Origin of the sequence: Frondihabitans sp. PhB188 (assembly GCF_003752365.1) — a bacterium.
In the GTDB taxonomy this organism is placed as follows: Bacteria; Actinomycetota; Actinomycetes; order Actinomycetales; family Microbacteriaceae; genus Frondihabitans.
The window spans coordinates 472,882-494,520 of record NZ_RJUO01000004.1 but is presented as its reverse complement, the minus strand read 5'-3'; the positions used below and the strand labels follow the sequence as shown (position 1 = coordinate 494,520).

Sequence of the window (21,639 nt, the reverse complement as noted above, 5' to 3'; positions counted from 1 at the left end):
CAGCGGCTAGGCCGGCTTCACCCGAAGCGTCACCAGCTGGAATGGCCGGAGCGTCAGCTCGATGGGCGTGGCGGCATCCCAGCCGCCGTCGCCCCGGTCGCGCTCCAGGAGGTCGGTCGTCCACGCGGACGTGATCGGCACGCCGAAGCCCACCGTCGCCGTGGCTCGCCCGCCCTCGGCCTCGTAGAGCCGCACGATCAGATCGCCCGACCGGTCTTCGGCCAGCTTGACCGCCTCGGCGAACACGGCCGGCGAGGACACCGTCACGAGCGGCTCGACGACGTCGACACCCGCGCCGTCGATCGTCCGGACCGGCAGGTTCACGCGGTAGCCCTCCGCCGCGGCGTCGAGAACGCCGGGCGCGACGCCGAGGACGGTGCGGAGAACGTGGCGACCCTGGTCGGCCGTCGGGTCGGGGAAGCGCGGTGCGCGCAGCAGCGACTCGCGCACCAGCGTCGTGGTGCCGCCGTCATCGCGGGTGGTCCGCGTGATGTCGTGGCCGTAGGTCGAGCCGTTGGCGACGGCTATGCCGAAGCCGGGCTCGCCGACATGGACCCAGCGATGGGCGATGGTCTCGAACCGTGCGTAGTCCCACGACGTGTTCACGGCCGTGGCCCGCTTCATGTGGCCGAACTGGATCTCGGAGGACGCCTGGTCGGCCCGCACGTCGAGTGGGAAGGCCAGCTTGAGCAGCTTCTCGCGCTCGTGCCAGTCGATGACGGTCTCGATCTGGAGCGCGTGATCGCCGGCCTCGAGCCAGTACCGCTGAGTGAACGTCGATTCGCCGTGCACGTGGGTGACCTCGACGGTGCGGTCCGTGACGAGCACCTCGGTGGGGGTCCGAAGCTCGACGCGGTTGTTCTGGTAGTGCCGGTCGATGTCCCAGGCGTCCCACTGGTTCGGGGTGTCGCGGTAGATCTGCAGCACGGAGGCCGATTCGCCCGGGGCGACGAGGTCGCGGCCGGTGTCCAGGTCGCGCAGCGACACGAGGGCGCCGGAGTCGTCGAAGCGCGCGGAGACCTGTCCGTTGTCGAGGACGACCCCGCCGTCCACCCGCCGCGGCGCGATGCTTCTCGTCGTCGCGGCCACCGCGGCTCCCAGCGCGGGCACGCCTCCGGCGGTGACGGGGCTCGCGTTGAACGTGAGCTGCTTCTCGCCGTCGCCCGCGAGCGCCTTCTGCGCGGTCGCGATGATCTCCTCGAGCTCTCCCGTGATGCGCGCGTAGTTCTCCTCGGCCTGCTGGTGAACCCACGCGATCGACGACCCCGGAAGGATGTCGTGGAACTGCTGGAGCAGCACGGTCTCCCAGATGGCCGTGAGGTGCTCGTACGGGTAGTCCCGGAGCCCGGCGACTGCGGCGGCGGAGCTCCAGAGCTCGGCCTCGCGGAGAAGGTGCTCGCTGCGGCGGTTGCCCTGCTTCGTGTTGGCCTGCGAAGTGTAGGTGCCCCGGTGCAGCTCGAGGTACATCTCGCCCGACCACACGGACGGAGCGGGGAGCGTCGCCTTGGCCTCGTCGAAGAACTGCTTCGGCGATCCGATCGTGACCTTCGGCGAGCCCTCGAGATCGCGGGTGCGGGCGGCGGCGGCGAGCATCTCGCGGGTCGGCCCGCCGCCGCCGTCGCCCCAGCCGAACAGGGCCAGCGACACGTTCGACCGGCCCTTCTCGGCGTACTGGCGCTGCGCTCGGGCGAGGTCGGCGCCCGACAGGTCGGAGTTGTAGGTGTCGCTCGGCGGGAAGTGCGTGAAGATGCGCGAGCCGTCGATGCCCTCCCAGAGGAACGAGTGGTGCGGCATGCGGTTGGTGTCGTTCCACGAGATCTTCTGCGTGAGGAACGAGTCGGAGCCCGCCGAGCGCGCGATCTGCGGCATGGCCGCGGTGTAGCCGAACGAGTCGGGCAGCCACACCTCGGTGGGCTCGTAGCCGAACTCGCGCAGGAAGAATCCCTTTCCGTGCACGAACTGACGGGCGAGAGCCTCGCCGCCGGGCATGTTGGTGTCGCTCTCGACCCACATTCCGCCCACCGGCACGAATCGGCCCTCGGCGACGCGGGCGCGGATGCGCTCGAACAGGGCCGGGTAGAACTGCTTCATCCAGCTGAACTGCTGCGCGCTCGAGCAGGCGAAGACGAAGTCGAGATCGGTGTCCATGAGCTGGAGCACGTTCGAGAAGGTCCGGGCGCACTTGCGGACTGTCTCGCGGGTCGGCCAGAGCCAGGCCGAGTCGATGTGGGCGTGGCCCACGGCGGTGACGGCGTGGGCGCTGGCGTAGGCGGGCGACGACAGCACGGCGGCGAGCGCAGCGCGACCTGCGGCGGCGGTCGAGGCGACGTCGTCGGGATCCACCACGTCGCAGACATCCTCGAGCGCGCGGAGGATCTCAGCGCGACGAGGAAGGCTCGGCTCGAGCTCGCGCATCAGGCCGAGCAGGCTCCACACGTCGCGCTCGAGCTCGTAGACGTCGATGTCGCGCTCGACGACGTCGACCTGACGGAGCGTGTAGATCGGGTCGGTGCCGGCGGTCGCCTTGTCGCCGAGCGGGGTCGGGATGTAGAAGAAGTTGCCGCCGACGTCGGGGTTCGACGCGGCCTCGATATAGAGGTCGATCGCATCGCCGGGGCCGAGATCGATGAGCCCGCCGTCGAGAGGCACGTAGCCGTTGAACGGCTCGATGGCCTTCACGATGTCGCCAGCGGGCGTGTAGACCAGGCCCTCGGCCTGGAAGCCGGGCTGGCGGCTGCTGAAGCCGAGGTCGACGAGAAGCTCGATCGCTGTTCCGTCGCCTCCCCAGCCGTCCGGGACGACGCCGGTCACGTGGAACCAGGTGGTGCCCCACGGCTTGCTCCACGGCATGCCCACGCTGAAGGGCACATACTGCTGCGCGACAGCCTCGGTGAACGGGACGGGCTCGTCGGGCACCTCCCAGGCCTCGATGGAGAGAGCGCGGGTGCGGCGGTAGACGGCTGGGACGAGGCGTTCCAGGACGAAGCGATCGACTCGGACTTCGACGGATGCGCTGTTGTCATGCATGGGTGGACTCCAGATTCTGCCCGCGGGCAGGACGAGGGTGGCGGTGGTGGATCGACACGGGGTGGCTGCGGGGGGATGCGACTGTGGAGACTTCGGTTCGTGCTACCCCTTCACGGCCCCAGCCAACGCGTTGCCGCTTTGCCTGTGCTGTGCTGAACATCCTGGTGCTCCCTTGCTCCATAGAGGGGCCTCGCACCGGCGAGATCGACCGGCGCGAGCGGCCCTGCTCGGCGCCATCGCCGAACCGCTCGGCATTACTCAATCGTATGGAGTAATCCGTGTCAACCCCTTCTGGAGAGGTTGTGGAGAACGCTTCAGACCGAGATCAGCATCGCCGACGGACGCGGCGAGAAGGCGTAGTCGAGCACCAGGCAGGCGGCCCCGACGGCGGCGACGTCCTCCCCGATCGACGACCGGTCGAAGAGCAGCGAGTGCGTGGGGATGAGGGCCGGGTCCGTCTCGACGGCGGTCGGCAGGACGGCCAGGAGCGCGTCGCCGATCTCGTCCCAGAAGGGCCCTCCGAAGACGATCTCGTCGAGGTCGAGGAGGTTGACGAGCACGACGACGGCGCGGGCGAGGTGGAGGCCCGCCTCGCGGAGGATGAGCTGGGCGGCGGGCTGGCCAGTTCCTGCGCTCTCGGCCAGACGCTGGAACGCGCGGCTGATCGCCGCCATGTCGGTCGGATCGTCGGCGTCGGGCTCGAGGGGAGGCAGGACCTGCGCGGCGATGGCCTGCTGGACGAGCGAGCGCGGCGTGATCAGGTCGCCGACGCAGCCGGCGCGTCCGCAGACGCAGACCGCGCCCGCCGGGTCGACCGTGATGTGGCCCGCGTCGCCCGCGTTCGCCGTGGAACCGCGGACGGCCTCGCGGTTCAGGACGAGCCCCGTTCCGAACCCGGTGCCGTAGTAGACGAAGGCGAAGTTCTGCCGCTCGTTCTCGCGCGAGAACCAGAGCTCGGCGACCGCGGCCGCCGTGACGTCTTTCTCGAGGAGCACCGGCAGCCCGGTCGCCTCGCTGAGCGCCGCGCGCAGGGGGACGTTCTTCCACATCGGCAGCATGGGCGGGTCGAGCACGGTCCCGGCTCCGGCGTCGATCGGCCCCGGCGAGGCGATCCCGACGCCGAGGACCAGCGACCGGTCGACCCCGGAGTCGTCGATGAGGTGGCTGATCGACCGGGCCATCAGCTCGATGACCTCGGCCGGCCGCTTCGCCGACGGGGTGCGCGTGCGCGAGTGCGAGACGACCGAGCCGCGCAGGTCGAGCACGACGTAGGTGATGACGGCGGGGTCGATGTGGACTCCGACCGCGTAGCTGCCGCGCCCCTCGAGCTGGAGGATCGTGCGGGGCTTGCCCGGTCCGTTGACGACCTTGCCGGTCTCGCGTACCAGGCCCTCGTCGAGGAGGCGGCGCGACACGTTGCCGATAGTCTGCGCGCTGAGGCCGGTGCGCTCCGCGAGCTCCACGCGGCTGAGGCCGTCGGAGGCCCTGCGGATGGCGTCGAGGACGACCGCCTGGTTGTAGCCGCCGATCGCCGGAAGGTTGGTGCCGGTGCGCATCAGCATCCTCCCGCCCTCGATCTGCCCGTCTTCAGCACTGTATCGGCACGGACGAGCGCGGTTGTCCACAGGTCTCTTCTGCCTCTGGGGCGCACCACCGGGTCGGGCGGTACTCTGTGGCCATGAGTGACCTCCGCCTCGAAGAGCTGTCGGCCAGGACGATCGTCGCAGCGAACACGCTGACCCTCAAACCGGGCCAAGAGCAGTACGTGGCGCCGGTCTCGCACTCCATAGCCGAGGCGTACGTCAATCCGTCGACGGCGTGGCCGCGCGTCGTGCTCGACGGCGACGAGGTCGTCGGCTTCATCATGGGCAACTTCGACCCCGACAGCGACAACGAGTCGCTTCGCAGCTGCATCTGGCGGATCAACGTGTCGGCCGACGCGCAGGGCCGCGGTATCGGCCGGTTCGCCGTTCATGCTCTCGCCGCCGAGGCGCGCAGCCGCGGGTTCGACCGGCTGACCGTCATGTACGAGCCCGGCGACGACGGTCCGGAGGCGTTCTTCCTGCACGTCGGCTTCGCCGTCATCGGCGAGACCCCCTACGGCGAGCACCTCGCAGCGCTGACCATCTCGCCGTCGCCGCAGGGTGACGAGGGCTGAGGCCGAAGGGCTCGAGCCCGACGGCGCCGATGCTGTCGCACTCGCGGCCGATGACGCCCAGGCCCTCGAGCCCGACCCTGACGACTGGTTCTCGCGAGTGCTCGAGGTCGTCGAGACGATCCCGTCGGGGCGCGTCATGACGTACGGCGGCGTAGCCGCCGCGCTCGGCTCCCGCTCGTCTCGCGGCGTCGGCAAGGTCATGGCGCACTCCGGAGCCGAGACGCACTGGTGGCGGGTGATCCGGGCCTCCGGGCACCCCGCGTTGGGCCACGCGCAGCGGGCCCTCGAGATGTACCGGGTCGAGGGCACGCCGCTGCGGTGGTCGCGCGACGGCGCCTCGTGGCGCGTCGACCTGGCCGTCGCGGAGTGGGCGCCCGGGAGCTGACGAGGCACCCTGGCACCCGCGGCGTGCGGGCACCAGGCGCCAGCGATGCCCGCCCGCTCAGACCAGCGAGTCCCTCCACGCCGCGTGCAGCTGCGCGAACCGGCCCGTGCCCGAGATCAGGTCGTCGGGCGTGCCGTCTTCGACGATGCGGCCGTACTCCATGACGAGCACCCGGTCGGCGATCGCCACCGTCGACAGCCGGTGCGCGATGATGAGTGCTGTCCGGTCGGAGAGCAGCGTCTGCAGCGCCTCCTGCACGAGCCGCTCGCTCGGGATGTCGAGCGATGCCGTCGCCTCGTCGAGGATCAGCACGGCCGGGTCGGCGATGAACGCGCGGGCGAACGAGAGCAGCTGCCGCTGGCCGGCCGAGACTCGGCCACCGCGCTTGTTCACGTCGGTGTCGTACCCGTCGGGCAGCGCCACGATGAACTCGTGTGCGCCGACCGCGCGGGCAGCCCGCTCGATCTCGTCGCGCGTGGCATCCGGCTTTCCGAGCGCGATGTTGTCGGCCACGGAGCCCGAGAACAGGTACGCCTCCTGGGTGACCATGACGATCGCTCGTCGCAGGTCCTTCGGGTGCAGGTCGCGCAGATCGACGCCGTCGAGCTTCACGCTGCCCCGCGAGGGGTCGTAGAAGCGCGCGATCAGCTTGGCGAGCGTCGACTTGCCGGCGCCCGTCGAGCCGACGAGGGCGATGGTCTGCCCGGCCGGCACGTGCAGCTCGAACTCGGGCAGCACGATGGCGTCCCTGTTGTAGGCGAACTCGACGTCGTCGAAGTCGATCGCGCCCTTGGCGTGCCACAGGTCGGTGGGTCGCACCGGGTCGGGAACGCTGGGGCTCTCCTCCAGCACGCCCGAGATCTTCTCGAGCGCGGCAGAGGCCGACTGGTAGCCGTTGTAGAACATGGCCAGCTCTTCGGCCGGGTCGAAGAAGCGCTTCGCGTACAGCGCCACCGCGAGCAGGGCGCCGACCTCGAGGCCGCCGTCGATCACGCGGAACGCGCCGAACAGCACGACTGCCGCCAGTGTCGCGTTGCCGATGAGGACGAGTCCCGGATCGAACGTTCCGAACAGCTGGAACACCCGCGAGTTGGCCTTGCGGTAGTCCTCGACGTAGCCGCCGTACTGCTTCTCGTTGCGGCCCTCCTTGCGGAAGGCCTGGACAGCCCGGATGCCCGTCATCGTCTCGACGAACTGGACGATCACGCGGGCGCTCGTCGTGCGCGTGGACCGGAAGAGCTTCTGCGAGCGCGTCTGGAACCAGCGGGTCAGCACGACCAACGGAATCAGCGCGACGCCGAGGATCAGACCCGACGGGGCATCGAGACTGACCAAGGCGATCGCGGTGAACACCATGTAGAGCAGCCCCTGCACGAGCTGGTTGATGCCCGAGTCGAAGAGCTCGCGGATCGAGTCCAGGTCGCTGGTCTGCCGGGAGATGATGCGCCCCGACGTGTAGCTCTCGTGGAACTCCAGGCTCAGCCGCTGCGTGTGGAGGAAGAGCCGCTTGCGCAGGTCGAACAGGATGCTCTGGCTCACCCGGGCGAAGATCACCGTGTACTGGGCCATCAGGATCGCGCCCACGATTCCGACCACGAGGTAGAGGCCGACCACCACGATGGCGGGCATCCAGTCGTTGTTCTTCACCAGCGCGGGCAGCGCGTTGTCGATGCCGTACGCGATCAGCGTCGGTCCGGCGACCTGCGCCGCCGTCGAGATGACGACGATGACGGCGGTCACCGCGATGCGAGCCCTCAGGGGCTCGAGGAGCGACGCGAGAAGGCGCCGCGAGCGGAGGCGGAGGCGCGCGCTCTCCTCCTTGGAGAAGTCGTCGCGCTCCTCGCCCTTCACGCCCTGGGTGGTCGTGGTGCTCATGCCAGCACCTCCTCTCGGGTGGTCTGATCGTCGTCGTCGAGCGACGAGATCACGTAGCGGTAGTGGTCGTTGGTGGCGATGAGATCGGAGTGGGTCCCGACCGCGGTGACCCGGCCGTTCTCGAGGAGCGCGACCCGGTCGGCGAGGTTCACCGTCGAGGGGCGGTGCGCCACGATGAGCGAGGTCGTGTCCGCGAGGACGCGGCGCAGGCCGGCCTCGACTCGGGCCTCGGTGTCGACGTCGAGTGCCGACAGCGGATCGTCGAGCACCAGCACCGAGGGGCGCGCCGCTATGGCGCGCGCCAGGGCGAGCCGCTGCCGCTGCCCTCCGGAGAGGCTGAGACCCTCTTCGCCGACGGTCGTGTCGACGCCCTCGGGCAGGTCGTCGACGAAACCGGCCTGAGCGATCTCGAGCGCCTCGCGCATGACCGCCTCGGCCTCGTCGCCCGATAGGTCGGGGCGGCCGAGGAGCACGTTGTCGCGCACCGTGGTGCTGAACAGCGTGGCGTCCTCGAAGGCCATCCCGATGTGGCGCCGGAGCTCCTCCCGGGTCAGGTCGCGTACATCGACGCCGTCGAGCAGCACCTCGCCGCCGGTGACGTCGTAGAGCCGCGGCGCGAGTGCGAGAAGCGTGGTCTTGCCCGAGCCGGTCAGGCCGACCAGCGCCATCGTCTCGCCCGGCTCGAGCACGAGGTCGACGCCGTCGACGAGATCGGCGAACTGCGCCGGGGAGTCCTGGTACCGGAAGTGCGTGTTCCGGAACTCCAGGCGCCCGCGGGGCTCGGTGATCGTCTTGGGGATCTCCGGGTCGGTGATCGTGTTGACGCTGTCGAGGACCTCGAAGAATCGGTCGACGGCGGTGCGCGTGTCGAACGTCATCGAGAGCAGGAAGCCGATCGACTCGACCGGGAACCGCAGCACGGTCGCCGTCGCGAAGAACGCGAACAGCTCGCCGACGGTCATGCTGCCGCCGGCTGCGAGCCCGATGCCCGCGAAGAGGCACAGGGCGAACGCCACGTCGGGCACCAGGAGGAGCCACAGCCACAGCTGCGCGATAGCCTTCGACTTCTCGATCTCGGTGCCACGCAGGTCTTCGGCCCGCTTCGCGAAGTCGCGGAGCGAGTGCTTGCCTCGGCCGAAGGCCTTGAGCACGCGGATGCCGTGGACCGACTCCTCGACGCTGGTGGCGAGATCGCCGACCTGGTCCTGGCTGCGCCGGGCGATCACCGAGTACCGGGTCTCGAAGCGGATGCTCACGACCCAGATCGGCACGGACGCCACGAGGAAGATGATGCCGAGCAGCCAGCTGTAGAAGAACAGCACGACGAAGCCCACCAGGATGGTCAGGAAGTTGACCACCAGCAGCACGACGCCGAACGCCAGCCAGCGGCGGATCAGGCTGAGGTCGCTCACCGAGCGGCTCAGCAGCTGACCGCTCTGCCAGCGGTCGTGGAATGCGACGGGGAGGTCCTGCAGCTTCGCATAGAGGCCGTTGCGCATGCTCGACTCGACGTGCGTGCTCGGCGTCAGCACGAGCCAGCGACGTCCCATGATCATCAGCGCTTCGACGACGCCGAGGCCCAGCACGATTGCGAATGCCGGCCAGACCTGCGACGAGTCCCCACTCGAGAGCGGGCCGTCGACGAGGCGCTGGAGGACGTTCGGGATGAGCAAGGCCACGACCGACGCGATGAGTGCCGCGACCATGCCGAGGACGATGCGCGACATCGCGGGTTTCACGAAGGGATAGAGACGGCTCAGCGTGCGCAGCGTCGACGTCTTGCGGGTGGGAGGGGGGTGGTGGGACATGGTTGATCCAGGTTCGTTCTGACGGGTCGCCGGAGCGCCGTCGATATGGGTCGTGTCACCCCGCGTCGGTCATGCGCGGCGAGGTGCAGGCGGAGGTGTCCGCGGGCCGAGGCCCTGAGGCGCGCGTCAGCGCGGCTCGTGATCGGTTGGTGCGGGAGCCGGTGAGCTAGGCCGCTGGCGTCGCGGGACGCGGGGAGCGGCGGAACTCGAGGGAGGCGCGCACGAAGACGGTCACCGTCTGGACCGTGGTCTGGGCTGTGTTCGTCATCATGTCCTCCCGAGGCATTCGCATTCGCATGTCGTCACGTGGTGCATTTCGCAGTCACTTCGAAGGCGACCGCAAGCAGCCTTTTAGGATATGGGCCCCGTGGTCACGATTGCAAGGCTTCCGAACGAATCCGTTCTCATCCCGCGCTCGTCAGTACTGACGGCCCCGTCGCCCCGTCAGCCCTCAGTGGAAGAAGTGGCGCTCGCCGGTGAAGTACATCGTGACGCCGGCCTTCTGTGCCGCGGCGACGACCTCCTCGTCGCGGATCGACCCTCCGGGCTGGACGACGGCGCGCACGCCGGCGGCGAGCAGCACCTCGAGTCCGTCCGCGAACGGGAAGAACGCGTCCGACGCCGCCACCGATCCGCGCGCGCGGTCGCCCGCGCGGTTCACAGCGAGGTGGCACGAGTCGACCCGGTTGACCTGGCCCATGCCGACGCCGACCGAGGCGCCGTCGTCGGCGAGGAGGATCGCGTTCGACTTGACGGCCCGCGAGGCGATCCAGGCGAACTCGAGGTCGGCGCGCGTGGCGTCGTCCGCCTCGTCGCCGGCGACCAGCGTCCAGCCCTCCGACGAGAAGCCGGTGAAGCGGTCGCTGTCCTGCAGCAGGATGCCGCCCGAGATCTGCTTGATCTCCCGCTCGCCCAGCGCGAAGTCGGCGGGCAGCTGCAGCAGGCGGATGTTCTTCTTCGTCTGCAGGAGCGCCAGCGCCTCGGGCTCGAAGCCGGGTGCCACGACTACCTCGGTGAAGATGTCCTTCACCGTCTCGGCCATCGCGACGGTGACCGTGCGGTTTGCGGCGATGACCCCGCCGTACGCCGAGACCGGGTCGCAGGCGTGGGCGCGGGCGTGCGCATCGGCGATCGGGTCGGCCTCGAGCAGGCCGCCCACGGCGATGCCGCAGGGGTTGGCGTGCTTGATGATCGCGACGGCCGGCGCCTCGAAGTCGAAGGCCGCGCGCACGGCCGCATCGGCGTCGACGTAGTTGTTGTACGACATCTCCTTGCCGTGCAGCTGGGTCGCCTGGGCGATGCCCGTGCCGCCGGCCTGCGCGTAGATCGCGGCGGCCTGGTGAGAGTTCTCGCCGTAGCGGAGCGTGTGCTGGAGGTCTGCGGTGACGGTGAGCTCGGGGGCGAACGCGGCAGTCTCGAGTTCCTGAGAGACACTGCCCTGAGAGACACTGCCCTGCGCGGCACTGCCCTGCGCGGGGTTCTTGATGCCCACGCTCGCCGCGAAGTACGCCGCGACCGCGGTGTCGTACGCGGCTGTGTGGGCGAACGCCTCGCCAGCCAGTCGCTGGCGCTGCGCAAGTGTCGTGCCGCCGAGCGTGAGCGCTTTGGCGATCTGGCCGTACGACGTCGGCGACACGGCGATGGCGACGTTGGCGTGGTTCTTGGCGGCGGCGCGGACGAGCGCAGGCCCTCCGATGTCGATGTTCTCGATGACCGTCGGGGTGTCCGCACCCGACGCGACGGTCTCGACGAACGGGTAGAGGTTTACGACGACGAGCTCGAACGGCTTGATGTCCAGGTCGCGCAGCTGCTGCTCGTGGCTCTCGAGGCGCAGGTCGGCGAGCACTCCCGCGTGGATGCCGGGGTGAAGCGTCTTGACGCGGCCGTCGAGCGACTCCGGGAAGCCGGTCACTGCGCTCACGTCGGTGACGTCGTGGCCGGCGTCGCGGATGGCCTGAGCGGTCGATCCCGTCGAGACGATCTCGACCCCGGCCTTCGCCAGCGCGCCGGCGAGCTCGAGCAGGCCGGTCTTGTCGCTGACCGAGATCAGCGCCCGGCTGATCGGCACGGCGTCGCGGTCGCGATAGAGGCTGGGGTCGATGGCGTGTCCGCTCATGCGGGGGTCTTCTCCGTCAGGTCGAGGGTTCCGTTGGCGATGTCGAGGACGCTCTGCACGAGCAGCCTCCGCTCGACGACCTTGATGCGGTCGTGGAGCGTGGATTCGGTGTCGCCGGGGAGCACGGGGATGCGCTCCTGCGACAGGATCGGGCCGGAGTCGACGCCGCCGTCGACCACGATGACGCTGGCACCGGTCTGGCTGACGCCTGCGGCGAGAGCGTCGCGGACGCCGTGGGCGCCGGGGAACTCCGGCAGGTACGCCGGGTGGGTGTTGATCAGGTGGGGCGTCAGCGCCTCGACGACTCGGATCGGCAGCAGGCGCATGAATCCGCTCAGCACGACCAGGTCGGCACCCCACTGCTCGATCGTCGCGAGCAGCTCGTCGCCCCACGACTCGCGGTCGGGGAAGCTCGTGAACGGCACCGAGAACGTCGGGATGCCGAAGGCCTCGGCGTGCTCGAAGCCGTCGGCGTCGCGGTCGGCGCCGATCGCGATCACGCGGGCCGGATAGTCGGCGTCGCTCGCGGCCTCGAGGAGGGCCCGGAGATTCGACCCTCCGCCGGAGATGAGCACCACGAGCTTGAGCACCCGTCAAGCCTAGCGTTCGCGGTCGGCCCTACCGCTTTCGGTGGCCCTACCGCTTTCGGTCGGCCCTACCGCTTTCGGTCGGTCTCCCCGTCGAGGGCGTCTGCGAGAGAGGGCAGGCCCGAGGTGAGGTCGTCGTGGTCGGCTACGGCGTCGTCCCTCTCGGCCATCTGCGGCTTCACCGGTGCTTCGGGCGCAGGAACTGCAGCTCCCCCAACCGCCCCGCCGCCCTCGGCCTCCCGCCGTGGCAGCCTGTCGGCCACGGCCTCCGTCAGGTCGCTCAGCGCCCAGTCGGGCTGCCGCACCATGAGGGCGAGCATCGCCGGCACACCGATCTCGAGCGCCGCGAAGCCGCCGACTGCGAAGGCGTCGGGGCCGACGTCGGCGAGGCGACCCGGTCCGGCGGAACCCGCAGAGAGGGCAGCGGTGACACCGATGATCAGACCGGCCGCGACTCCCGTCGCGGCGCCCGCGATGACGCGGACCAGGAGCGAGTCGACTTCGCCCAGCGCCCGCTGGAGCGCCGGCCGGAACAGCGTCACCACGACGAACGACGCCACCACCGGCACGAGGATGCCGACGAACGCGAAGCTCGACGTCGAGGCGGGAAGCGCACCGAGAAAGGGAACAGCCGGCATCGGCCCCAGCGTCGTCGCGAGTGGCGACACCGACGACCCGGCGCCGATCGCGAACCCCGGACCGACGAGCCATGCCGCCGCCCAGGCCACGACATTCGGCAGCAGCGCGATCTGGCCGATCGTCAGCGCGAGCCCGCCGAGGACGCCGCCGTGCGCGCCCTCGAAGAGCGCGATGATCGCCGCGTAGTGGGTGGCCAGCAGCAGGGCGACCAGCAGACCGGCGACGGCGAACACGACGACCGAGACGGCCAGGCCCGAGCGGATGGCGGCGACGGCGACCACACGGCCGACCTTCGGGATCTCGTCGAATGCTCGGAGACCCAGACCGATGAACACGCCTGGCGGCTGATCCCGGCGACGACGGTTCACCTCGACCGCGATGAGCAGGGGGACGCCGAAGAAGAGCGTCGGAAAGACGGTGCCCTGCACCAGCGACACGTCTGCCGAGGGCTGGCGCGCTGTCACGGTGACGATGGCGGCGTACACGGCGAACGACGCGATCGCGGCGACGCTGCCAACGACGCGGTGGTTCGTCTCGGCGAGCCGGCGGCCCGCGCGAGCGCCGAGCAGGAAGGTCGTGAGCGCGAATCCGAGAGCGGCGATCGAGATCAGGATCGGCGCCCCCGCACCGGAGATGCCCGTGGCGCTGGCGGCCGACTTCGAGAGGGTCAGCGTGAGGTCAGCGCCGTGGCCGACCAGCCAGACGTCGGCGCCCGCCCGCCAGAACACGCTCCAGTCGATCTGAAGGCCGTACTGGAACGCCCACAGGAAGGTCAGCGAGACCACCGGGACGCCCACGCCGATGCCCACGACGAGCAAGGACTCGAGCGCGGCGAAGACGGCGGTGAGAGGGCGGTTCATACGGCGATGACTGTACCGGCGGCCGCCGACGCCGAAGGGCCGCCCCGCCGACGGCGGAGCGACCCTTCAGGAAGTCGCCGCTTTCGCACGGCGACACCGGCGACAACCGGCGTCCGAGTGCGAAAACGGTGGCGCAGCGGCTAAAGGCCCGCGGCCGCGCGCTTTGGTTCAGCTAGCGAGCTCGCCACCGAGCCCTCTGGTTCAGCTCGCGAGCTCGCCGCCGTACCCTCTGGTTCAGCTAGCGAGCTCCCTGAACACCTCGCGCAGCAGCGCAGCAGTCTCGCTCGGCGTCTTGCCGACCTTGACACCCGCGGCCTCGAGGGCCTCCTTCTTGGCCTGGGCGGTGCCCGCCGAGCCGGACACGATCGCACCCGCGTGGCCCATGGTCTTGCCCTCCGGAGCCGTGAAGCCGGCGACGTAGCCGACGACCGGCTTCGTGACGTTGGCCTTGATGTAGTCGGCGGCGCGCTCCTCGGCGTCGCCGCCGATCTCGCCGATCATGACGATCGCACGGGTCTCGGGGTCGGCCTCGAACGCGGCGAGCGCATCGATGTGCGTCGTGCCGATGACGGGGTCGCCGCCGATGCCGATGGCGGTCGAGAAGCCGAGGTCGCGCAGCTCGAACATCATCTGATAGGTCAGGGTTCCCGACTTCGACACGAGGCCGATCGGCCCCTTGCCGGTGATGTTGTTGGGAGTGATGCCGACGAGGGACTCGCCGGGAGTGATGATGCCGGGGCAGTTCGGGCCGATGATGCGGGTCGTGCCGCCCCTCGACTTGGCGAGCGCCCAGAACTCGGCGGCATCCTGCGCCGGAATGCCCTCCGTGATGACGACGACGAGCGGGATGCCCGCCTCGATGGCCTCGACGACCGCGTCCTTGGCGAAGGCCGGGGGAACGAAGACGATCGAGACGTCGGCCCCGGTCGTCTCGATGGCCTCGGTGACCGTGCCGAAGACGGGGAGCTCGACATCGCCGTGCGTGACGGTCGTGCCGGCCTTGCGGGCGTTCACGCCGCCGACGACCTGGGTTCCGGCCTTCAGCATGAGCGCGGTGTGCTTCGTGCCCTCGCCGCCCGTGATGCCCTGGACGATGACCTTGCTGTCTTTGGTGAGGAAGATCGACATTGGTTGCTGTTCCTTACTTCTCGACCGCGGCGGCGGAGGCCAGCTCGGCCGCCTTGTCGGCGGCTTCGTCCATGGTGGCGACGACGGTGACGAGCGGGTGGTTCGCCTGGGCGAGGATGCGGCGCCCCTCGTCGACGTTGTTGCCGTCGAGGCGCACGACGAGCGGCTTGGTGGCGGCGTCGCCGAGCATTCCGAGAGCCGCGACGATGCCGTTCGCGACCGCGTCGCAGGCGGTGATGCCGCCGAAGACGTTGACGAAGACGCTCTTGACCTGCTCGTCTCCGAGGATCACGTCGAGGCCGTTCGCCATGACCTCGGCCGAGGCTCCGCCGCCGATGTCGAGGAAGTTGGCGGGCTTGACGCCGCCGTGCTTCTCACCCGCGTAGGCGACGACGTCGAGCGTCGACATCACGAGGCCGGCGCCGTTGCCGATGATGCCGACCTCGCCGTCGAGCTTCACGTAGTTGAGGCCTGCGGCCTTGGCCTTCGCCTCGAGCGGGTCGGCAGCAGTGGCGTCCTCGAGCTCGGCGTGACCGGGGTGCCGGAAGTCGGCGTTCTCGTCGATCGAGACCTTGCCGTCCAGGGCGACGATGTCGCCCTGCTCGGTGAGTACGAGCGGGTTCACCTCGACCAGGCTCGCGTCTTCGCCCTTGTAGACGTCGTACAGCTTGACGAGCACGGGCGCGACCTTCTCGACGAGGTCGTCGGGGAAGCCGCCGGCCTTCGCGATCGCGACGGCCTTCTCGAGGTCGATGCCGGTCAGCGGGTCGACCTCGACGCGCGCCAGCGCCTCGGGACGCTCGACGGCCAGCTCTTCGATCTCCATTCCGCCCTCGACGCTGCAGAGCGACAGGTACGAGCGGTTCGCCCGGTCGAGCAGGACCGAGAAGTAGAACTCCTGCTTGATCTGCGCGCCGCCGGCGATCATCACGCGCTTGACCGTGTGGCCTTTGATGTCCAGGCCCAGGATCGCCTCGGCGGCACTGTATGCGTCGTCGGCGGTCTTGGCGACCTTGACGCCTCCGGCCTTGCCGCGGCCGCCCGCCTTGACCTGCGCCTTGACGACGGTCACTCCGCCGATCTTCTCGGCGGCCGCCTTCGCCTCCTCGGCGGTGTCGGCGATGATGCCCGGCAGGACCGGGACGCCGTAGGCCTCGAAGAGGTCTCTGGCCTGGTACTCGAAAAGATCCACGCTGTTCTTCCAATCCGCATCGCTGCGCGTCGAACTCAGCTTGCCAAAACACGCTTGTGGCGTGCCGGGGCCGCTGAGGATTCTGTCTCGATCTCTCTCGACATCGAGACATTCGGGCCGGAGTCAGCCTAGCGCCTCGGCCTCGGGCGGGCCCGACTCGAGGGCGTGCCTGTGGAGACAGCTCACCTCCTCCTCTCCACAGGCGCAGGACCCGAGGAGTCATCCACAGATACCTCCTGCGGCCCGCGGCGCATCCGCTGGTTGCCGCATCGTCGGTGCCATGAACCAGCTCGCCGCGCCACAGCGCTCCTCCCGCCGCCCCCTCCGTGTCCTCGTCCTCCTGATCGCCGTCCTGGCGGCGATCGTCACCCTTTCACCCGTTACGACCGCGCAGGCGCTCCAGTCCACCGGCCATGGCCGCGGCCACCTCTGGGCCGGCGACGGCACCTCGTGGCTCGGCACCTACCGGCTCGCCGACGGGCGCTTCGCGTTCTGCCTCGAAGTCGGCAAGGCCTCGCCCGTCGGCCACGACTACGTGCTCTCGACCGACCCTCCGGGTCTCGGCCTGAGCGCCACCGACCTGGCGAAGTTGGCATTCATCTCGCGCACCTGGGCGGGGACGACCAACGCCGACACCGCTGCGGCCGCTCAGCTCGCTGTCTGGTCGATCACCGGCCTCGACGGCCGCACCCTGAGCTACTACGCCGGCCGGGCCAACGGCAGCCGCGATGCCGTCCTAGCCAAGGCGCACACGTTCATCGCGCGCGCAGCGGCCGAGGCCACGACGGCCGTGGCCGCGACCGTGACACTGAAGCTCGGCGCGACCGGCACGGGGACTGTCGCCTCCGGTCTGACGACGACCCTGTCGAAAGGCGGCACGGCACGGGTCGCGGCCGGGACGCACTCCGGCACGATCACGCTGGCCGGAGCGAAGTTCGGCACCGGGCAGGCAACGTCCAAGTCGGTTGCGAACGGGCGCAGCCAGACCATCCGCGCCACGGGCTTCGGCCCGACGAACACCGTCAGGGCGACCGTCTCGTTCGGCGATCTGCCGTACCGGTCGACGGTCACCGTGGGGTCGAGCGGCGCAGGAACCCAGAAGCTCCTCTTCACGACCGCGCCCACCACCACGGCGACGAAGAGCACGACGGCAACCGCGGTGTCCCCCCGCCCGTTCTCCCCCCGCGTGGTCACGGCGACGAGCGCGGCCAGCGCGGAGGCCGGCGCCGAGATCACCGACAAGCTGACCGTCTCGGTCAAGCCCGTCGTCGACCAGCTCACCGAGTGGGGCGTCTACGCGGCCGCCGGCACGACGAAGCCGATCCCGGTGACTGTCCGGAGCACCCTGCTCGGCCCGTTCGCCACGCAGCCGAAGCGGTCGTCGACCTGGCCGTCCGATGCGCCGGTCGTGTGCGCCGTCGCGACGAAGGTGCAGAACGGGCCGGGCGTGTACCGGACCAAGGAGTGCACCCTGCCGTCGTCCGGCTACTTCGTCTGGGTCGAGTCGATCGACCCTGCCGACACTCCGATCGCCAAGGGCCGTGACCGCGTCGGTGCCTGGAGGTCGGCGTTCGCGACGGCCACCGAGGTGTCGTTCGTCCCCTCGGCACCCACCATCAGGACGACCGTCGACGGCTCCAGTCACGAGCCGGGCGCCTGCGTCCCCGACACCCTCATCGCCGACGGATTTCCCGGCGTCGACGTGCCTGTGGAGTCCCTCCTGCTCGGCCCGTTCTCCGAGGCGCCGGCGGAGGGCACCGACCTGGGCGACCTCGAGTCGCACCCGGTGGCCGGTCGTGCCCAGACGGTCGTCTCCGCTGACGGGACCTACCGGTCGCCGTGCATCGATGCGTCCGAGCCGGGGCACTACGTCTACGTCTTCCGGTCAGAGGGGTCTGCCCCGCGCGAGGACGGCTCGCAGGAGGTTCCGGCCTTCGCCGACCTGCTCGCGCACGACGACGAGTCCTTCGCGATCGACGAGCCGTCGACACCGGAGACCCCCACTGCTCCCCCGACACCGCGTGTCACGGTCACTCCGCCGGTTCCGGTCACTCCCCCGATGACCGAGACGCCCTCGACGCCGACCGCGGCGGTGCCGCCGACGCCGGAGTCTCCCGCTCCCCCGCGTCTGCTGGCCTTCACCGGCAGCGTCGGCGCCGCTCCGATCGCGGCCGCCGGCGCGGGCACCCTCCTGCTCGGCACCCTCGCCCTGGCAGCGGTGCGTCTCATCCGGAGGGTCCGAGACCGCCGGGCGCTCGAGGCCGACGTCATGGACGCGCTGTGAGCGGCGAGTCCGGACGCGGCCCCCGGGAACACGGCCCGGGAGGGCACGTCGCCCTAGAGCTTTGTGATCGGCGCGACCTTGATGAGCAGCTTCTTGCGCCCCGACTCGTCGAACTGCACCTCGGCGATGCGTCGCGGCCCGTTGCCGGTGACGGCCACGACCCTGCCCTCGCCGAAGTCGACGTGCATGATGCGGTCGCCGGCCTCGAGCTCGAGGTCGCCGTTGTCGCGGACGGTGCCGGTGACGCGGTTGGTCCACTCGGTCTTGGGGCGCGTCTTGGCTGCCGCGGCTGCCCGGTCGTAGCTGCCGCCGCCCATGCCGCCGCCGCCGCTCATGCCGCCCGACCTCGGTCGGCCGCCGAAGCCCCGGTCGGTGAATCCGCCGTCGCGGGACGCATTGAGGGCCCGCGGCTGCGTGCCGCCCCGGCTGTTGGCCATGCCGGGCGACTGCTTCCAGTCGATGAGCTCGGCGGGGATCTCCTGGAGGTAGCGAGAGGGCATCGCGACATTGACCTCGCCGAACTGCGCGCGGGTCATGGCCAGCGACAGGTAGAGGTTCTTACGAGCGCGCGTGATGCCGACATAGAAGAGACGACGCTCCTCGGCCGGGCCGCCGGGCTCGGACGCCGACATGCGGTGCGGGAGCAGGTCTTCCTCGACCCCGGTCAGGAACACCGCCTCGTACTCCAGACCCTTGGCGGTGTGAAGGGTCATCAGCGAGACGGTGCCGCTGGTGTCGTCGAGATCGTCAGCCGCGGCGACCAGCGTGACCTCCGTGAGGAAGTCGAGGAGCGTGCCCTCGGGGTTGTTCTTCTGGAACTCGCGCGTGACGGCGACGAGCTCCTCGATATTCTCGGCGCGCGCTTCGTCTTGCGGGTCGCGCGATGCGCGGAGGGCCGCCACGAGGCCGCTTCCCTCGATGAGCGCGGTGAGGACGTCGCTCACGGGATCGGTTGCCGACGTCGCACTGACGTCGTCGAGCAGCTTGGCCAGTCCCGTGATCGCGCCCGTCACCTTGGGCCCGAGACCGAGCTCGCCCGCATTCCGCATGGCGTCGCGGAGGCCGACCTCGTTCGTGTCGGCGTAGCGCTGCAGCGCCGTCTCGGTCGCGGGGCCGATGCCGCGCTTCGGCGTGTTCATGATGCGACGGAGCGCCATCGGATCGGCCGGGTTGGCAACCGAGATGAGGTACGCCATGGCGTCCTTGATCTCGGCGCGCTCATAGAACTTCGTGCCGCCGAGCACCCGGTACGGGATGGCGGATCGGATGAAGATCTCCTCCAGCGCGCGGGTCTGCGAGTTGGTCCGGTAGAAGACCGCGACGTCTTTGAAGGCGGTCCCCTGGTCGTGGAGCGCCTGGATCTCGTCGGCGACGAACTGCGCCTCGTCGTGGCCGGTGTAGCCCGTGAACCCGACGATCTTGTCGCCCGACCCGACCGTCGTGAACAGGTTCTTGGCCTGCCGGTCGAAGTTGTTGGCGATGACCGAGTTCGCCGCGTCGAGGATGTTCTGGGTGGAGCGGTAGTTCTGCTCGAGCAGAATCACCTTCGAGTGCGGGAAATCGTGCTCGAACTCGGTGATGTTGCGGATGTCGGCTCCGCGGAACGCGTAGATCGACTGGTCGGAGTCGCCGACGACGGTGAGCGAGGCGCCGGGGATCCTCCCGCTGCCGTCCTTCAGCGTCGCGACGAACTGGCCGCCGCGCTCCAGTTCGTCGACGTGCTCGGGATCGACGGGTCGGGTCAGTTCGCGGATGAGCGCGTACTGGGCGTGGTTGGTGTCCTGGTACTCGTCGACGAGGATGTGCCTGAATCGGCGCTGGTAGACGGCCGCCACATGCGGGAAGGCGCGGAACAGGTAGACGGTCTGCGCGATCAGGTCATCGAAGTCGAACGCGTTCGCCCGCTGGAGCTCCCGCGTGTACTGGCGGAAGATCTCGAGGAACATGACCTCCTGCGGGTCGCCCATGTTGATCTGCCGCGAGTAGCTCTCGACGTCGCTCAGCTCGTTCTTGAGCTTCGAGATCCTGCCCGAGGCCTGACTGACGGTGAAGCCGAGGCTGTCGGCGTCGAGCTCCTTGATGATCCGCTTGAGCAGCGCGCGCGAGTCGGCGCTGTCGTAGATGGTGAAGCTCTTCGTGAAGCCGAACTGCTCGGCCTCGCGGCGGAGGATGCGGACGCAGGCGGAGTGGAACGTCGAGATCCACATTCCCTCGGACGACTGCCCGATCAACGCCGCGACTCGCTCGCGCATCTCGGCGGCGGCCTTGTTGGTGAATGTGATGGCCAGGATCTGGCTGGGCCAGGCCTCGCGGGAGTCAATCAGTCCCGCGATACGGCGGGTCAGCACGCTGGTCTTGCCGGATCCTGCGCCCGCCACGATCAAGAGCGACTGGCCGCGGTACTCGACCGCCTCGCGCTGCTGCGGGTTCAGCCCTGCGACCAGGCGCTCCGAGAACGAGGCGCGCGGAGCACCGCTGTCGCCGGCCTGGTTCTCGCCGGAGTTGTCGAAGGGCTCGAGCACTATCGTCATGATCCGACAAGCTTAAGCGCCGCCACCGACATCGACCTCAGTCGACGGAGACCTCCGTCCGGAGCGCCTCGCGGGCGAGCTCCGGGAAGTCCGCGAACAGCCCGTCGACGCCGGTCGAGGCGATCTCGGAGAACTCGGTGCGCCAGTCGCCGTGCTCCGCGCGAGCGCCGCCCGACCGGTTCGACTTGGCCAGGAAGGCGTTCTCGGGGCGGAGGGTCCACGTGTAGATCGCTAGCCCTCGAGCGTGAGCGAGGCCCACCAGGGCCGGGTCGGCCTCGCCGGTCGGCCCGAGCAGCATCTTCTTCGGCACTGAGATCCCGTCGAGCCCCGACGCGAGGCCGTCGAGACCGGCGGCGGTCAGCTGAGACGCGTACGTCGAGGCCGCGGAGCCGTCGCGCGAGACCAGGTCGTAGGCGGCTCCCTCGGCGTCGAGCAGGTAGACGTAGCTGCCGCCCGCGCCGCGGGTGCGGAGGTCGTCGAGAACGGTCCGCTCGAAGCTCTCGAACGTGAGGCGGGGGTCGTCCGTCCAGCCCGCGGCAGCCAGCTCGGCCGCGACGAGCTCGCCGAGCGGCAGGCCGATCGAGTCGAAGTACGTCGCGTGCTTCACCTCGGCCACCAGCCCGACCCCGCGGGCGCGGGCCTCATCGCCGTCGAGAAGCGAGAGCAGGTCGCTCAGGCGCAGGATCCCGCCCTCCCCGTCGTGGGCCGCACTGGCGGGGCGCAGTTCCGGCAGCCTCTCGCGCACGCGCAGCGTCGACAGCTCGGCCCAGGTGAAGTCCTCCGTGAACCATCCGGTCTGCACGGCTCCGTCGACCTCCTTCGTGGTCTTCAGGCGCAGGAACTCGGAACGCCGCCCCACATCCGTCGTCCCGGAGATCTCGTTCTCGTGCCGCAGCACCAGCACGCCGTCGCGGGTCGCGACGATGTCGGGCTCGATCGCGTCGGCGCCGAGCTCGACCGCGAGACGGTACGCGTCGAGGCCGTGCTCCGGGCGGTGTCCGCTGGCTCCGCGGTGGGCGATGACGAGGGGTTCGTGGCTCACGCGTCAA

At 69.9% G+C, this 21,639-nt stretch carries 14 protein-coding genes; 3 read left to right on the top strand and 11 right to left on the bottom strand.

Annotated features, from left to right (window positions below; translation table 11 throughout):
* Positions 1-6: 6 nt before the first annotated feature.
* Positions 7-3,027: a glycoside hydrolase family 38 C-terminal domain-containing protein gene (locus tag EDF46_RS14495; RefSeq protein ID WP_123507000.1), complete on the bottom strand. Its 3,021-nt coding sequence runs from the start codon at positions 3,025-3,027 to the stop codon at positions 7-9.
* Between the two features lie 314 nt (positions 3,028-3,341).
* Positions 3,342-4,583: an ROK family transcriptional regulator gene (locus EDF46_RS14490; RefSeq protein ID WP_123507124.1), complete on the bottom strand. Its 1,242-nt coding sequence runs from the start codon at positions 4,581-4,583 to the stop codon at positions 3,342-3,344.
* A gap of 122 nt (positions 4,584-4,705) precedes the next feature.
* On the opposite strand from EDF46_RS14490, the gene EDF46_RS14485 reads away from it, so the two are divergent.
* Both EDF46_RS14485 and EDF46_RS18765 read left to right on the top strand, forming a co-directional pair.
* Positions 4,706-5,185, top strand: a complete 480-nt coding sequence (locus tag EDF46_RS14485) for a GNAT family N-acetyltransferase (RefSeq protein ID WP_123506999.1) — start codon at positions 4,706-4,708, stop codon at positions 5,183-5,185.
* Positions 5,172-5,570, top strand: coding sequence for an MGMT family protein (locus EDF46_RS18765; RefSeq protein WP_233580047.1), 399 nt, complete (start codon positions 5,172-5,174; stop codon positions 5,568-5,570). Before EDF46_RS14485 ends, EDF46_RS18765 begins: the two co-directional genes overlap by 14 nt.
* A 57-nt stretch (positions 5,571-5,627) precedes the next feature.
* On the opposite strand, the gene EDF46_RS14475 is transcribed toward EDF46_RS18765, so the two are convergent.
* From EDF46_RS14475 to sucC, 7 genes are all read right to left on the bottom strand, one after another.
* Complete coding sequence (locus tag EDF46_RS14475) at positions 5,628-7,445, bottom strand: ABC transporter ATP-binding protein (RefSeq protein ID WP_123506998.1); 1,818 nt, start codon at positions 7,443-7,445, stop codon at positions 5,628-5,630.
* Positions 7,442-9,253, bottom strand: a complete 1,812-nt coding sequence (locus EDF46_RS14470; RefSeq protein WP_123506997.1) for an ABC transporter ATP-binding protein — start codon at positions 9,251-9,253, stop codon at positions 7,442-7,444. The genes EDF46_RS14475 and EDF46_RS14470 overlap by 4 nt, the downstream gene beginning before the upstream one ends.
* A gap of 451 nt (positions 9,254-9,704) precedes the next feature.
* Positions 9,705-11,369 (bottom strand): bifunctional phosphoribosylaminoimidazolecarboxamide formyltransferase/IMP cyclohydrolase, encoded by a 1,665-nt coding sequence (purH, locus tag EDF46_RS14465; RefSeq protein WP_123506996.1) that lies wholly within the window; start codon positions 11,367-11,369, stop codon positions 9,705-9,707.
* Positions 11,366-11,959, bottom strand: coding sequence for a phosphoribosylglycinamide formyltransferase (purN, locus tag EDF46_RS14460; RefSeq protein WP_123506995.1), 594 nt, complete (start codon positions 11,957-11,959; stop codon positions 11,366-11,368). The genes purH and purN overlap by 4 nt, the downstream gene beginning before the upstream one ends.
* Positions 11,960-12,024: 65 nt before the next feature.
* On the bottom strand, positions 12,025-13,455 hold the full coding sequence (locus tag EDF46_RS14455; RefSeq protein WP_123506994.1) for a DUF6350 family protein: 1,431 nt from the start codon (positions 13,453-13,455) through the stop codon (positions 12,025-12,027).
* Positions 13,456-13,689: 234 nt separating this feature from the next.
* Positions 13,690-14,583: a succinate--CoA ligase subunit alpha gene (gene sucD, locus EDF46_RS14450; protein ID WP_123506993.1), complete on the bottom strand. Its 894-nt coding sequence runs from the start codon at positions 14,581-14,583 to the stop codon at positions 13,690-13,692.
* A 13-nt stretch (positions 14,584-14,596) separates the two neighbouring features.
* A complete protein-coding gene (gene sucC, locus EDF46_RS14445; protein WP_123506992.1) occupies positions 14,597-15,775 on the bottom strand; it encodes an ADP-forming succinate--CoA ligase subunit beta in 1,179 nt (392 codons plus the stop codon).
* Positions 15,776-16,055: 280 nt separating this feature from the next.
* Between sucC and EDF46_RS14440 the strand changes: the two genes are divergently transcribed.
* Positions 16,056-18,059, top strand: coding sequence for a hypothetical protein (locus EDF46_RS14440; RefSeq protein ID WP_123506991.1), 2,004 nt, complete (start codon positions 16,056-16,058; stop codon positions 18,057-18,059).
* A 53-nt stretch (positions 18,060-18,112) separates the two neighbouring features.
* Here EDF46_RS14440 and EDF46_RS14435 read toward each other — a convergent pair whose 3' ends face one another.
* Both EDF46_RS14435 and EDF46_RS14430 read right to left on the bottom strand, forming a co-directional pair.
* Positions 18,113-20,590 carry an ATP-dependent helicase gene (locus EDF46_RS14435; RefSeq protein WP_123506990.1) on the bottom strand — a complete coding sequence of 826 codons (2,478 nt, stop codon included), beginning with the start codon at positions 20,588-20,590 and terminating at the stop codon, positions 18,113-18,115.
* A 37-nt stretch (positions 20,591-20,627) separates the two neighbouring features.
* Positions 20,628-21,632, bottom strand: a complete 1,005-nt coding sequence (locus tag EDF46_RS14430) for a glycerophosphodiester phosphodiesterase family protein (RefSeq protein ID WP_123506989.1) — start codon at positions 21,630-21,632, stop codon at positions 20,628-20,630.
* Positions 21,633-21,639: the final 7 nt, after the last annotated feature.

What these genes read in the sequence shown, in the direction of transcription:
- EDF46_RS14495 (WP_123507000.1), bottom strand. Translation starts at nt 3,027, where the DNA reads ATGCATGACAACAGCGCATCCGTCGAAGTCCGAGTCGATCGCTTCGTC.
- EDF46_RS14490 (WP_123507124.1), bottom strand. Translation starts at nt 4,583, where the DNA reads ATGCGCACCGGCACCAACCTTCCGGCGATCGGCGGCTACAACCAGGCG.
- EDF46_RS14485 (WP_123506999.1), top strand. Translation starts at nt 4,706, where the DNA reads ATGAGTGACCTCCGCCTCGAAGAGCTGTCGGCCAGGACGATCGTCGCA.
- EDF46_RS14475 (WP_123506998.1), bottom strand. Translation starts at nt 7,445, where the DNA reads ATGAGCACCACGACCACCCAGGGCGTGAAGGGCGAGGAGCGCGACGAC.
- EDF46_RS14470 (WP_123506997.1), bottom strand. Translation starts at nt 9,253, where the DNA reads ATGTCCCACCACCCCCCTCCCACCCGCAAGACGTCGACGCTGCGCACG.
- purH (WP_123506996.1), bottom strand. Translation starts at nt 11,369, where the DNA reads ATGAGCGGACACGCCATCGACCCCAGCCTCTATCGCGACCGCGACGCC.
- EDF46_RS14455 (WP_123506994.1), bottom strand. Translation starts at nt 13,455, where the DNA reads ATGAACCGCCCTCTCACCGCCGTCTTCGCCGCGCTCGAGTCCTTGCTC.
- sucD (WP_123506993.1), bottom strand. Translation starts at nt 14,583, where the DNA reads ATGTCGATCTTCCTCACCAAAGACAGCAAGGTCATCGTCCAGGGCATC.
- EDF46_RS14440 (WP_123506991.1), top strand. Translation starts at nt 16,056, where the DNA reads ATGAACCAGCTCGCCGCGCCACAGCGCTCCTCCCGCCGCCCCCTCCGT.
- EDF46_RS14435 (WP_123506990.1), bottom strand. Translation starts at nt 20,590, where the DNA reads ATGACGATAGTGCTCGAGCCCTTCGACAACTCCGGCGAGAACCAGGCC.